Genomic DNA, 13,800 nt, shown 5'->3' with positions numbered 1-13,800 from the left:
GTTCATGCGATTGCCGTGGGGGGAGCGGCGCTCGTTCCGGCTAGTACTCGACGCTCACGTCCGACGCCGCCTTCGTGCAGCAGCTCAGCACATAGCCTTCGGCGATTTCCTCGTCGGTGATGCCGCCGTTGTGCGCCATCTCGGTCTTGCCTTCGAGCACCTTCACGCGGCAGGTACCGCAGATGCCCATGCCGCAGGCCTTGGGGATGGTGACGCCAGCGTTGGCGGCAGCGGCGTGCAGGGTGATTCCAGCGCCCGCCTGAACCGACTTCCCCGACTCCTTGAAGGTGACGCAGTACGTATCCTGCGCTGCCCCCTCATGTTCGTGCGCCTCGGCGGCATGCTCCTGGGCGACCGCGATGTCCCCCTCGGGCGTCGCGCCGAACGATTCCTCGTGATACCGCGCAAAGTCGTAGCCCGCCTCCTGCAGCAGGTGGCGCACCGCGCGCATGTAGGGCGTCGGGCCGCAGCAGAAGACTTCGCGCTCGAGGAAGTCGGGGGCGATGAGGTCCAGCATCGCGCGCGTCAGGTAGCCGCGATAACCGCTCCACGCGTGACCGATCTCGGTGCGTTCGGAGATCAGATGCAGCTTGAAGTTCTCGATCCGCGTCGACATGTAGTCGAGCTCGGCGCGGTAGATGACGTCCTTCGGCGCGCGCGCGCTGTGCGCGAACACCATGTCCACTTCCGAATTCGTGTCGAAGAACCAGCGCGCCATCGACATCACCGGCGTGATGCCGACGCCGCCCGAGAGGAACAGCACCTTCCGCGCGGGATAATCGATGCAGTTGAACTGCCCGACCGGCCCATGCACGGCGACAACGCTGCCCTCCTCCAGGTTGTCGTGCAGCCAGTTCGACACCTGGCCGCCCGGCACGCGCTTCACCGTGATCGAGAAGCTGTAGGGAATCGAGGGCGCGCTGGAGATCGTGTACGAGCGCATCACCTGCTTGCCGTCGATCTCCAGCTCCAGCGTCACGAACTGGCCGGGCTTGAAGAAGAACAGCACCGGCTCCTCCATGCTGAAGCAGAAGGTGCGGACGTCGTGGGTTTCCTGGATGACCTTGCGACAGCGCACGACATGGCGGCCGTTGGCCCAGGTCTGGGTATTGACGGGGTTGAGGAATTCGGAGCTGGTGAGGCTGAGCATGGGGGAATTTCCTGTACGGCCGATCGTCGTCCGGGGGACGGCAGGTACGGCTCTTGTCTTGGCCTACCGATTGGGGTGCGCCTGCCGGAAATCAGTTTCGATTCCGGCAGGCCCTGACGTCAAGCCACCTTGATCCAGGTCGTCTTCAGCTCGGTGTAGTGCTCGTGGGCATACACAGACTTGTCGCGCCCGCCGAAACCGGACTGCTTGTACCCGCCGAAGGGCGTCGTGATGTCCCCCTCCGAGAAGCAGTTGACGGAGACCGTGCCGGCGCGGATCGCCGCCGACATGCGGTGGACGGTGCTGAGATCGTCGCTCCACAGCGAGGCTGCGAGCCCGTAGCAGGTGTCGTTGGCGATGGCGACGGCCTCTTCCTCGGTGTCGAAGGGGATCACCGCGAGCACCGGCCCGAAGATTTCCTCGCGCGCGATTTCGGCGTCCGTGGGCACGTCGTCGAAGATCGTCGGCGCGACGAAATAGCCGCCGGTTTCCTTGAGGACCTGCTCCCCGCCGGTCAGCGCCGTCAGGCCGGCCGCCTTTGCGCGATCGATGAATCCGAGCACCTTGTCCATGTGATCCTTCTGGATCAGCGCGCCGAGCCGCACTTCCGGGTCCAGCGGGTCGCCGGTCTTCCAGTCGGTTTCGAGCTGGACCAGCATCTCGTCGAGCAGCGCGTCCTTGATGGAGCGATGCACGATCAGGCGCGAGCCCGCCGAGCAGTTCTCGCCCATGTTCCAGAAGGCGGAGGCGAGGACGTTGCTCGCGACGGTCTTGAGGGCGCTCACGTCGGGCATGACGACCTGCGGATTCTTGCCGCCCAGTTCCAGCGCCACGCGCTTGAGATTGGTCGCGGCCGAGTATTCGAGGAAGCGCCGCCCCACCGCGGTGGAGCCGGTGAAGGCGATCAGGTCGACGTCCGGATGCATGCCCAGCGCCTGGCCCGCCGTGCTGCCGAGCCCCGGGACGACGTTCAGCACGCCCGCCGGGATGCCCGCCTGATGGCCGAGTTCGGCGATGCAGATGGTGGTCAGCGACGTGAGCTGGGCGGGTTTCACGATCACGCAATTGCCCGTCACCAGCGCCGGGCCCAGCTTCCACCCCACCATCATGGCGGGGAAGTTCCACGGCAGCACCGCGCCGACGACGCCGAGCGGCTCACGGCGGACGGTCGCGACCACGTCCGGCGCGGTCGGGGCGACGGCGTCGTAGAGCTTGTCGGCGGTCTCCGCGTTCCAGCGGATGGTGTTGGCGGTGTCGGGGATGTCGACGTTGAAGCATTCGCCGATCGGCTTGCCGGCCTCCAGCGATTCGAGGATCGCGAGTTCCAGGCGATGTTCGTCGATCAGGTCGGCAAAGCGCTTCATGATCGCCTTGCGTTCGGCGGGCGCGAGGCGCGACCACACGCCCGAGTCGAAGGCGCGGCGGGCGGCCTTGACCGCGACGTCGACGTCCTCGGTGTCGCACGCGGCGACTTCGGTCAGCACTTCGCCGGTCGCCGGGTTCAGGGTCGGGAAGGTCTTGCCCGAGCGGGCGGGCACGAAGCGGCCATCGATGAAGGCCAGGTTGCGGTACTCGAGACGCTTGATCTTTTGCGCGATCGCGTCGCGGGTCAGGGTATCGGTCATTGGATTCTCCTCCGTTGTAATGATTAAAGTTCGACGCCGGCCTGCCACTCTTTCCACATCAGGGTCGAGCGCACCCCGATGCCGAGCAGCGGCTCGGGCGGATTGGCGACCGGCTTGGGCTGTTGCAGCAGGATGTCGAGCAATTCGCTCTTGCTGCCGAGCGCGTATTCGGCGATGAGTTTTCCGCCGATCGTGCCGCGCGTCAGGCCCAGTCCGTTGCAGCCCACGGCACTGAACACACCGGGCGCGATCTCGCCGAAGGGTGCGCCGCCATTGCGCGACAGGCACAGCGCGCCGCCCCAGGTGTATTCGAACTCGATGCCCGAGAGCATCGGGAATCGGCGCTCATATGAGCGCCGATGGGAGTCGCGCACGCGTTCGAGGCGGCTCGCACCGGCACTGATGTCCGGGTTGTAGGTGAAGGAGTTGCGGATGCAGATGCGGCCGCTCGCAATACGGCGCACGGTCGTTCCCATCGGGTCGGCCGGGATCAGGCCCCAGCTCTCCTCGCCACCGAGCCGCGCGAGCTCGTCGGGTGTGAGCTGGCGAGTCAGGCTGCCGTAGGTGTAGATCGGCAGCATCATGCCTTTCAGCCCGAGCTTGTCGAACTGCGCCGCGTAGGCGTTGTTGGCGAGAATCAGTCGGGGGGTCGTGATGCGTCCCTGGTCGGTGACGAGCTGGTGCGGCGTGCCGACCACGATCTCGCGCACCGCGGTGTCCTCGTACACGCGCACGTTCTCGGGCAGCGTCGCGCCGAGCCCGCGCACGAGCGCAGCCGGCTGGACCAGCACGCAGCCGGGCGCATGCACACCCGACCGGTAGAAGTCCGTGCCCGTCACCGCCTTCATCTGCCGGGCGTCGAGCACGCTGTAAGGCTCCCCGAGCGCCGACAGGCCCTTCGCGAAGCCCTCCAGCGCCCGCTCGCCGCGCGGCTCCACGGCGCCGTGCAGCTTGCCCTGCTCGCGCCAGTCGCACTCGATCCCGTGCGTTTTGACGATTCCGCGCACGTAATCGATCGCCGCGCGATTGAGACGGATCTGCATCAGGTCGGCTGACTGGTCGCCGGTGTAATCGTGCTTCGTGAGGTCGTGCGGCAGGTCGACCATGAAGCCGGAGTTGCGCCCCGAGGCACCAAACCCGACACGGCGGGCATCCAGCACCGCGATGGACGCGTTCGGCTGGAGTTCGGCCAGCCGGCGTGCCGCCGCGAGGCCCGACAGGCCCGCGCCGAGCACCACCCAGTCGGCCTTGATATCGCCCTTCAGCGGCTTCGACGGGGGAGGCGGAGGCAGCATCTCGTACCAGCCACAGCGCCCATCGTCCTGGGGCAGAAAATTGCATTTGAGCTGCATTTGAAGCGCCTCCGCCGCCAGGCCTTAACCGCGGTGAGAAACCAGCGTGTCGTAGGCGCGCTTGAACGCGGCCTTCTCGGCCTCGCCCAGCGGCAGCAGCGGACGACGCGCCGGGCCGACCGGCAGGCCCGCCAGTTCGCAGCCGAACTTGACGTATTGGCAGAACTTGCCACCCTGTTCGAGCAGGTTCAGCATCGGCATGATGCGCGCGGCCAGCTCGCGGCCCTTGACGAAATCGCGTTCGACGACGCAGGCCTGATACAGCGCGACGTGCTCCGGCGCGAGGAAGTTGGACGCGCCGCACACCCAGCTGCGCGCACCCCAGACGAAGAACTCCAGGATCTGGTCGTCCATGCCGCAACTGAGCTGGAGCTGGTCGGCGTGCTCGGTGGCGAGCGCGTGCATGCGCTGGATCGAACCGGTGCTCTCCTTGATCGCCTGCACGTTGGGCCGGTCGCGCAGCGCGTTGATGAACTCGAAGCTCATCGGCGTGCCGGTGCGGTCCGGGAAGTTGTAGAGCATGATCGGCAGGCCCAGCGCGTCATCGACGCAGCGCACGTGCGCGAGCAATTCGTCCTGCGTGGGCTGGCAGTAGTACGGCGCGGCGACGAGGATCGAACCGAAGCCGGCGGCCTTCGCATGACGACCGAGCTCCAGGCTCTCTTCCGTCGTGGTGGCGTTGATCCCGGCCATCAGCGGCAGGCGGCCCTTGACGTGGTCGACCACGTAGTCGAACAGGCGCTTGCGCTCGTCCTTGCTCAGCGCGTAGTACTCCCCCGTGGTGCCACCGACGATCAGGCCGTGCACGCCCTGGCCGATCAGCCTGTCGATCGTCTTTCCGACGATATCGAAATTAATGGAACCGTCTTCGGCGAAAGCGGTTGCGACCGGGGTCCAGATGCCATCGAAATTCATTGCGTCACCTAGTGAATATTATTGAAGGGGTTGAGGGCAAAAAAATGGTAATTTCGCTGCGTTGTCGGGACAATCAACATTTCGTCCCGGCAATTCATGAATGGACGTTATGAATCGAACGAGAACCGGCGAATTCAATAACGCCTTATTCTTTTCCGTCTATCTTGCGACCTGCTGCAGCCGGAATTTCCCCGGTGCGACATGAAAGAATTGCCGGAAGCATTGGCAGAAGTGCGAGATGCTCGCAAATCCGCTGGCAACGGCAATTTCCGCGATCGGCGCGTTCGAATGCTGCAAAAGCTGGCGCGCATGGGTCACGCGCAATTCCAGGTAATACCGTGACGGCGAGGCACCCAGATGGCGAGTGAAAAGCCGGTCCAGCTGCCGTCTCGACAAATCGGATAATTCGGCGATTTCCTCGATCGCGAGCGGCTCGTCGATATTGCTGTGCATTAATTCCAGGGCCAATTTGAGGGCTTGCGGCAACGTGGGATCCCGGTCCGCCGGCGCCCCGATGACCTCAGGGCTCTTATCGCAACCCAGTATTTCCTCGACCGAATCGACGACCGCAGACTCGTAATCGCTCCGCAGCCACGCCAGCATCATTGCGAGCGAGCTGTTGGCACCGGCACAGCTCATCCGTTGCCCGTCTACGACATAGGAATGCCGCGCAACCCTTGTCCGCGGGAATCTCTCTGCCATCAGCGCGCGCGCGTCCGGATGCACCGCGCAATCGCGATCGTGAAGCAGGCCTGCATCGGCGAGAAAGAAGGCGCCGTTCCAAAGCCCCCCCAACGTTGCCCCAGCAGCGTGCGCCGCAAGCAGCTGGGTGCGGAGGGCGGGGAAACTGTGCAACCGAACCCTGAGCCCGCCGCAGACAACGACCAGATCTCCGCGCCGTGCCTGGAGCGCAGTAATGGCGCCGTCAACGGAAATGCCGATGCCCAGATCGCTGACCGCCATTTCCCCATCGGCACTCACGACCATCGTCTCGAACAGCGGCTCCCGGCTAACGAGATTCGCCGTCACCAGGGCGTCCACGGCGCCGGTGAAGGACATCAGCGAAAAGTGATCGAGCACGACGAAAAACACGCGCCGGCAGCCACCCGACGGTTCCAACCAGCGGCGCTCATGCAGGTGGGGCAGATTCTTGTGCTTCAGCAGGCTCCTGAACGGAACGCGGATCCTGTCTGCCGGACGTCCTCCGTGATCGATCTCCGTCAAGGACTCGACGTGGATCTTCGGCGCAGCCTTCGCCGATTCCGGTCGCTGCGATGTCATGACTAGTGGCATGGTTGTGCGCCTGCGAACGGGACGCTCCGACGAACCCGCCGAAGCGTCCTCAGCCTCTGTCAGCCGGGAGCGGTTTCCGTCTTCGCGGATGCGCTGCCGGTGCCTGCCTTCGACCCGTCGGTGGTGCTCAGGATCAGATCGAACAGGGACGCGCAGCTTGCGCTAGAGGGGAGCTCCGCCACCTGGCGCTCGATGGCCTTGCGCTGCGCCTCGGGGAGCGCCCCACGGGCCATGCGGTGAAATTTTTCCCGGAACTCTTCCTCGGACATGCGCGTCGCGGGGTCGCCCTTCGCGGCCGTGGTGGCGCTGCTCAACTCGCGCCCGTCCTTGAGCCTGAGATGGACCCGCGACAGGATCTCCTCGGGGAAACGGTCCGACAGGTCATCGGCCTCGACGATCTCGATGCAGGCACTCAGTGCGCGGATATCCGGAGCATGAATCGCCTCGCCGGTCACCTCGTCCGGCCCGACCTGCCCACGGCAGATCAGCGCTGCGAGGGGAAAGGCCAACGCATACTGGGCCTCGTCGGCATTGGCGGGAGCGTGCCCCTGAAGCCGCATCGACTCATGGAAGGTCTCGACGCGGATGCCCTCGATGTTCTCGGCGCGGAGATCGGGATTCTCCTTGCGCAGCGCCTCCATCGCCGTGAGCGCCGGTTGCGCCCAGCGGCACACCGGCCACGGCTTGAAGTACTGCGCATCGATCTCCCAGCGCTCGCCGAGGTCGTGCCAGTGCGGCGCCACGTCGCTCCGCTCGACCGTCTCCGCCGGCGCGCCCGTCACCCCCGCTTTCGCGAGCAGCAGCGCGTTGATCCCCGCGTAGGCCCCCGCTCCATGCGCGTCGCGCAGCATCGAAGGGTGATCGACGAGGCGCATCATCGGGCAGCGCGGTCCGAAATACTCGGCGATCCCGAGCGCGTGACGGAAGGTTTGCTCGTCGAGGCCGAGGAGCCGCGCGCCTCCGCACACGACGCCGACGCCCGAGAAGGCGCCGGACGCATGGTATTCGGGCGCCGTCGCCATCAACGCGGCGCCCGCGCGCAGCCCCGCCTCATAGGCGATGCACAGCGCGCTCAGGAACTCCTCGCCGCTGATCGCGTGGCCCTGCTCACGGTATGCGTCGGCCAGCGCCAGCAGGGCCGGCACGACGGTCGCACCGGCGTGCCCCTTCGACGTGAAGTGGCCTTCGTGCGCATCGAGGCTGTCGACGCAGAAACCGCCGGCCCACGCGGCGCCGAGGGGATGGACACGGTGCCCGTCGAACAGGATCCGGCTGGCGTTGGCGGCGCCCGGGTAATGCTCGATGGCGTACTGGCGAAGGATGCTGCTGGTCTGGTTGTTCCGCGCGCCTGCCGCGACACCGAGGATATCCAGCAGGCTGATCAGAACGAGCCGGCGCGTGGCAAGCGGGGCTTGCTCGAAATGGAAATCTTTGACGAACGAATACAGGGACATTGGATCTCTCACCCCTGGCCGGGCGGCCAGACACGAAAAATGGGCATGCGAAGGGCCGGAGGTGCCCGCGACGCGGGCACCCCTACACGCCACTGGGGATAGGGATTGCTTACTTGGCGGCGCGCGCCAGGGCCAGCCACTCGTCGAATTGAGCGCGGTGCTGCTTCACCCAATCGGCCGCATGGCGGCGAACGTCATCGGCGGTCTTCTCGCCGTTCAGCATCTTGAGGTTCTGCGCACTTTCGTCGGCGGCACTGATCTGCACATGTGCGAGGAACTCGCGGGCGGGGGGGTTCTTCCTGGCGAAATCCTTGTTGAGGACAGCCTTGATGGTGTCGACCGCAAAGCCGAGGTTCTTGCCATCCACCATCGTGTTGACGCTGTTATCCCCGCCCGGCAGGTCCGTGCGCGGCACCTCGAGCCACACCACGTCCTTGCCCGGGACCAGCACGCCCGAAATCCACTGCGGCGCCCAGGTGAAGTAGAGGATCGGCTGTCCCTGTTTGTAACGGGTGATGGTGTCGGCCATCAGGGCGAAGTAGGAACCGCGGTTGTGGCTCACCGTGCGTTCCAGCCCGTAGGCCTTCAGGTGATGGTCGATCACCAGTTCGCAACCCCAGCCGGGGTTGCAGCCGGTCAGATCCGCCTTGCCGTCACCGTTGGTGTCGAACAGCTTGGCGATTTTCGGATCCTTCAGGTCGGCAAGGGACTTGATGCCGTAGGCGTCGGCGGTCTTCTTGTCGATCAGGTAGCCCTGCACCACACCGGGGATCACGTTCCCCACTTTAACCAGGGTGCTGTCGCCGCCGACCTTCTGGTAAAACTTGTCGTGCAGCTTTTCCCACAGGTGGACGGTGAAGTCCGCGTCACCCTGCGACAGGGCCACCATCATCGTCGGATATTCGGTTTCCTTGGGGTCCTTCACCGTGTAGCCGAGTTCCCGCAGGCCGATCATGGCGACCTCGCCGCGGAAACGCTCCTCCGCGATCGGCGGGAAGATCGGCGTGACGCTCTTGCCCTGCCCCGGCTTGTCGGGCGTGGCCGCCATCGCATGGAGCGGCAACAAGGTGACGGCTGCGACCGTCAGGGCACGAGCCAACTTCTGAATCAGGTTACCGGCATCGAACAACATAGTCTCCTAACCTCTCTTTTTTGGTTGTGCAGCGGGAGTGAATTACAGCGCGTGCCGGACGGGGCCGGGTTTGGCGTGGTTCGGGCGGATGAGCCGCAAGCCGAGGCCGACGGGGCCCTTCTGGTACCAGCGCAGCATCCTGTCGTCGGATCCGCCGCGCTCGCCCATTGCCTGCGTGAGGCGGTCGAGGAAGATCGCCAGCAGCACCAGGCCGACGCCGCCGACGGTGGCCAGGCCCATGTCCAGGCGGCCGATACCGCGCAGCACCATCTGCCCGAGGCCACCGACCGAAATCATCGAGGCGATCACCACCATCGACAACGACAGCATCAGGGTCTGGTTCAGGCCCGCCATCATCGTCTGCGTGGCCAGCGGCAATTGCACCCGGGTCAGCATCTGCCACGGCGTGCAGCCGAAGGCGCGCGCCGCCTCGATCTTGTCGACGGGAACCTGGCGGATGCCGAGGTTGGTCAGCCGTACCAGCGGCGGCAGCGCGAACACGATCGTCACCAGCACACCCGGCACGTCGCCGATGCCGAAAAGCATCACGACCGGCACCAGGTAGACGAAGGCCGGCAGCGTCTGCATCGCATCAAGCACCGGCCGGATGAATTTTTCCAACCGTTCATAGCGCGCGCACAGGATGCCCAGCGGCACGCCGAACAACCCGCAGAAAAAAACGGAGGTCAGCACCAGCGCCAAGGTGGTCATGGATTCCGACCACACGCCGATCAGGCCCAGGAAAAAGAGGGTGACCGCACAGAGGATGCCCATGCGCCGTCCGGCGATCTGCCAGCCGAGCAGGGACCCCAGGAGGATGCCGATGGTGGGGGGCACCGACTGGAGCAAACCTTCCATGCCGTTCAGCACCTGGTCGATGGGCCAGCGTACCGCTCGAAACACGTCACGGAAATTCTGGACGACGTAATTCAGACTCGCCTCCACCCAATCGCCGAGAGGGATCTGGAGGGTCTGGAACGGATCAAGTAGATTAAATTCCGACATCTTGCCTGCCTGCTATCTGTAGTGATTTACCGACGGCTCAGTGACGGCTGAGCGATTTCAGCAGCGACTCCTTGGAGATCGTGCCGTGCAAGGCTCCTTCCCGCGTCACGACGGGGAGCGGATACGGCACGGATGCAACGAGTCCCAGGACATCGTGCAACGGCGTATCGAATGAGGCGACGCTCAGATCCTTCGGCGCCAGCTTGCGCGGCCCGTCGCCGCTGCCCGCGCAATTGTCGAGAAGACCCAGGAAGCGCCCGTCGTTGTCGACGATGAACGCATAGGGAATCGCCGGCGCCCCGGGCGTCGCGCCGTTCGTCTGCCGGACCACGCTCTCCGCTTCGAAGCGCGCCACGTCGCCCGCCCTGAGAACCTTTGACGAATCGACGTTCCTGAAGAAGTTCTCCACGTAGGCATCGGCCGGGTTGTTGAGGATTTCCTGCGGCGTACCGACCTGGACGATGCGCCCGCCCTCCATGATCGCGATCCGGTGTCCGATGCGGATCGCTTCGTCGAGGTCGTGAGAGATGAAGATGATGGTGCGCTGGTGCTCGGCCTGGAGGCGGATCAACTCGTCCTGCATCTCGGTACGGATCAACGGATCGAGGGCCGAGAACGCTTCGTCCATCAGCAGGATGCTGGGGTCGTTGGCCAGCGCGCGCGCCAGTCCCACGCGCTGCTGCATGCCGCCCGACAGCTGATGGGGGTAGCTGTATTCGTGCGCCGCCAGCCCGACCTGCGCCAGTGCTTCGCGCGCCCGGCGATTGCGCTCCTTCTCGCCGACGCCCGAGATCTCGAGGCCGAACGCGGCGTTTTCCAGCACCGTCATGTGCGGCATCAGCGCGAAGGACTGGAACACCATACTCATTTCCTTGCGCCGCACATCGAGCAGCTGCTTGTCATTGAGCCCGGTGATTTCCTTGCCGTTGAGATAGATGCTGCCCGAGGTCGGTTCGATCAGGCGATTGAACAGCCGCACCATCGTCGACTTGCCCGATCCGGAAAGGCCCATGATGACGAAAATCTCGCCCCGCTTGACGGAGAAAGTGGCATCGAAAACACCGATCACCTGCCCCGTCTTCTTGAAAATTTCGTCCTTGTCGGCACCTTTCTCCAGCATCTTCAGCGCCTCCTGTGGCCGGTCGCCGAAGACCTTGAAGATGTTCTTCACCACAAGGATGTCGTCGTCCCTATCCATTTGCCACCTCGTCTCCTTTTATATCCGGAAAGATTCGCCGAAGCGTCTCCTCTTGTCTGCCTATAAGTTATAGGCCCCGGGGGGCTACGTCCAACGATGTATTCTTCGGGTATTCGATAACCCACGGTAATCAATCGATCAGAACGCCTTATGCCTACTGGCAACCGATGCACGCGCGATCCGAACTGATCCGGAAAACTGCGACGGGCGTCCTCTGGCATCCGCCGAAGGGGCCGACAACCACAGGCCCCGCGGGAAGGATCAAACGTTCAGCTTGCGGCGCATCGTGTCGCAATACCAGTCGTCGAACTGGCAGGGACCGTTCTCGGCGGTGTCCGAATAGGGGCCCGGTACGTAAGCGGGAGAGCTCACGCCCGCCTGCGTCCCCTCGACGAGCCTGCGGTCCTGGTCGTTCGTCGCTTTCCACACGCGGGTCAGGTGGTCGATGTCGTAATCGACCCCCGCCTCGGCATCCTTGTGCACCAGCCACTTGGTGGTCAGCAGGGTTTCGTTCGGGCCCATCGGCAGGACGCGAAAGCTCAACGCGTGATCGCCGAGGAAATGGTTCCAGGTCGAGGGGTAGTTGAAATAGAGCAGCGCGCCGATGTTCTCCACGCCACTCCGATCGAGGCGGCGCGACACCGCCGGCCTTCCATCCATCGTGTAACTGGCGGCATTCGGCGCAAGCGGAATGCGGGTCATGCGGAACTGGCCGTTCTCGGCCATCACGAGCCGGCTCGGAAGGCCTCCCGCTTCGCAACGGTCCCAGAAAGCGGCAAGCTCGGGCTCCTCCCCGCTTGCGATGCCAGCCACCGAGAGGTTCTCGACGTAGGAATTCAGTAATTCCGGGTGGGACCCCTCGCAGTGATAGCACTCGCGATTGTTTTCGAACACCAGCTTCCAGTTGCCCTTCTCGACGATGCTGACCTCGTGTGCGATCTTGCAGTTATCCAGGCCGTGAGGAGCAATAAAGGGCGTGACGGCCTTGCGGAAGTTCTCGAAATCGGGAGCCGTTTCCGCTACGCAAACATAAATGTAGCTTTCCACGACCGCACAATGCGCGGGCTTCAAGCCGTACTGCTGTTTATCGAAATTGCTGCCCATGTTTCCGGCAAACAGCAATTTGCCATCCAGGTCGAACGTCCATTTGTGGTACGGGCAAACCAGTTTGGCCGCCTTGCCGCGCGCCTCGCCGCAAACCCTGGATCCGCGATGACGGCAGGCGTTATGGAAGGCGCGAATTTCGCCGTCTGCCCCCCGCACTACGGCGATCGGATAATCCCCGATCTGAAGGGTGATATATTGCCCCGGCTTTTCGATCTCGAATGCGTGCCCCGCAAAGATCCATTCCTTGTGCCAAATCTGGGCCAGGTCTTCGCGATATGCATCCGCATCGCTGTAAAGCTCGCCCGGAAGGCCATGACGCGCCTTGCGCTGCTGCAGAAAAGCGATGGTCTTGGTTTGATTGCTCACTTTTGACAACTCCTCCTGTGGGGCGGTTCGCCCTGACTTTGTCAGTTCCGGCCGGGGTATCAGCCGGAATCCGACTGCTCGCAGAGCGATCCGATTGCGTTGATTTCGGTCCTGCTGCTTGTTTTTGTATTGGTCGAAGTCTAGTTACGCCGCGCCTGAAGGCACAATCGACTTTTTCTGAAAAAAACTGATAACCTTGAGTTATGAGTAAGCCTGCCGACCCCGATCAGACACTCCTCAAGATGCCCTCGCTGCGGGCAGTGAAGTGTTTCGTTGCCGCCGCGCGATACCAGAGCTTCACCCGGGCCGCGGAGACGCTCTGCGTGACTCAGGCGGCCGTCAGCCGCCAGATCCGCGAACTCGAGGATCACCTCGGCACAGCCCTCTTCAAGCGCGTCGGGCGTTCGGTCGAACTCACCACCGCCGGGTCCCTCTTTTTCGACGCCGCGCAATTGTCGTTCATCAACATCGCGCAAGCGGCGGACCGGATCCGCGAAGACGAGGGCCGGGCTGCGCGGCCGCGGCGCAGCCTGACCCTGTGCTGTTCGCCGGCTTTCTCGGCGCTGTGGATGGCGCATCGCCTGCCGAGCTTCTTCAGCGCGAACCCGGACACCGATCTCAATCTGGTCACCACCCAGAATTTTCTCTCGATGGAACCGGGCATCCATCCCGATATTTTCATCACGAAGATGTCACGCGTAAGGCCGGGCTACATCAGCGTGCCGCTGTTCCATGACCGCATCTATCCGGTATGCACGCCGCGCTATCTTGAGGCGCATCCGGACATCCGGACCCTGGAGGGGCTGAGGGATGGCGTACTGCTCAACCTGAGCCCCTACGGGCGCTCGCAGGTCGCCGAGCACGTCGATTGGGGGATCTGGTTCGCCATTCACCACCTCGACATGGAAGACCGCGTGCGCCGCGGTCCCCACTACTTCAACGCCAACGATTACAACCTCCTCGTTCAGATGGTGCTCAATGACCAGGGGGTCGCCCTCGGCTGGGATCATCTGGTCGGACCGCTGGTCGAACGGGGGCTGCTGGTCAGGCCGGTCGAAGAGGAAGTGGTGCTGGAAGAGACTCACCATTACCTGTCCTACCGCGAGGACAAGGCGGACGATTGCGCCATGATCCGCTTCCGGGACTGGTTCCTGGATCAAAGCGGCATTCAGGCGAACGTCTGATTCCTTCCCGTCGGCGAGC

The 13,800-nt window shown here is 64.0% G+C and carries 11 protein-coding genes; 1 reads left to right on the top strand and 10 read right to left on the bottom strand.

Translation table 11 applies throughout. The annotated features are described in order from the left end of the window. Nucleotides 1–40: 40 nt before the first annotated feature. The 10 genes from gbcB to CDA09_RS11040 form a co-directional block, all read right to left on the bottom strand. The gene (gbcB, locus tag CDA09_RS11085; protein ID WP_121428676.1) at nt 41–1,150 is read right to left on the bottom strand and encodes a glycine betaine monooxygenase reductase subunit; all 1,110 of its coding nucleotides are present in this window, start codon (nt 1,148–1,150) and stop codon (nt 41–43) included. A 119-nt stretch (nt 1,151–1,269) separates the two neighbouring features. Then, nucleotides 1,270–2,775, bottom strand: a complete 1,506-nt coding sequence (locus CDA09_RS11080; RefSeq protein WP_121428675.1) for an aldehyde dehydrogenase — start codon at nt 2,773–2,775, stop codon at nt 1,270–1,272. A 23-nt stretch (nt 2,776–2,798) separates the two neighbouring features. After that, nucleotides 2,799–4,127, bottom strand: a complete 1,329-nt coding sequence (locus CDA09_RS11075; protein ID WP_121428674.1) for an NAD(P)/FAD-dependent oxidoreductase — start codon at nt 4,125–4,127, stop codon at nt 2,799–2,801. Nucleotides 4,128–4,151: 24 nt separating this feature from the next. After that, entirely contained in the window at nt 4,152–5,042 is an 891-nt protein-coding gene (locus tag CDA09_RS11070) for a dihydrodipicolinate synthase family protein (protein WP_121428673.1), read from the bottom strand. 159 nt (nt 5,043–5,201) lie between these two features. Then, a complete protein-coding gene (locus CDA09_RS11065) occupies nt 5,202–6,335 on the bottom strand; it encodes a GlxA family transcriptional regulator (RefSeq protein WP_217351308.1) in 1,134 nt (377 codons plus the stop codon). A gap of 59 nt (nt 6,336–6,394) precedes the next feature. Continuing rightward, entirely contained in the window at nt 6,395–7,789 is a 1,395-nt protein-coding gene (locus CDA09_RS11060) for an MmgE/PrpD family protein (RefSeq protein WP_121428672.1), read from the bottom strand. 109 nt (nt 7,790–7,898) lie between these two features. Then, on the bottom strand, nt 7,899–8,921 hold the full coding sequence (gene proX, locus CDA09_RS11055) for a glycine betaine/L-proline ABC transporter substrate-binding protein ProX (RefSeq protein WP_121428671.1): 1,023 nt from the start codon (nt 8,919–8,921) through the stop codon (nt 7,899–7,901). A gap of 42 nt (nt 8,922–8,963) precedes the next feature. Continuing rightward, nucleotides 8,964–9,926, bottom strand: a complete 963-nt coding sequence (proW, locus tag CDA09_RS11050) for a glycine betaine/L-proline ABC transporter permease ProW (RefSeq protein ID WP_121428670.1) — start codon at nt 9,924–9,926, stop codon at nt 8,964–8,966. A 37-nt stretch (nt 9,927–9,963) separates the two neighbouring features. After that, nucleotides 9,964–11,124 (bottom strand): glycine betaine/L-proline ABC transporter ATP-binding protein ProV, encoded by a 1,161-nt coding sequence (gene proV / locus CDA09_RS11045; RefSeq protein ID WP_121428669.1) that lies wholly within the window; start codon nt 11,122–11,124, stop codon nt 9,964–9,966. A gap of 261 nt (nt 11,125–11,385) precedes the next feature. Continuing rightward, nucleotides 11,386–12,597 (bottom strand): aromatic ring-hydroxylating oxygenase subunit alpha, encoded by a 1,212-nt coding sequence (locus CDA09_RS11040; RefSeq protein WP_121428668.1) that lies wholly within the window; start codon nt 12,595–12,597, stop codon nt 11,386–11,388. Nucleotides 12,598–12,800: 203 nt separating this feature from the next. Between CDA09_RS11040 and CDA09_RS11035 the strand changes: the two genes are divergently transcribed. Continuing rightward, nucleotides 12,801–13,781: a LysR substrate-binding domain-containing protein gene (locus tag CDA09_RS11035; protein WP_121428667.1), complete on the top strand. Its 981-nt coding sequence runs from the start codon at nt 12,801–12,803 to the stop codon at nt 13,779–13,781. The last annotated feature ends 19 nt before the right edge of the window (nt 13,782–13,800 follow it).

Source organism: Azoarcus sp. DN11, from assembly GCF_003628555.1.
Taxonomy (GTDB): domain Bacteria; phylum Pseudomonadota; class Gammaproteobacteria; order Burkholderiales; family Rhodocyclaceae; genus Aromatoleum.
Note: the sequence above shows the minus strand (reverse complement) of the source record. Positions and strands in the feature narration are given on the sequence as shown.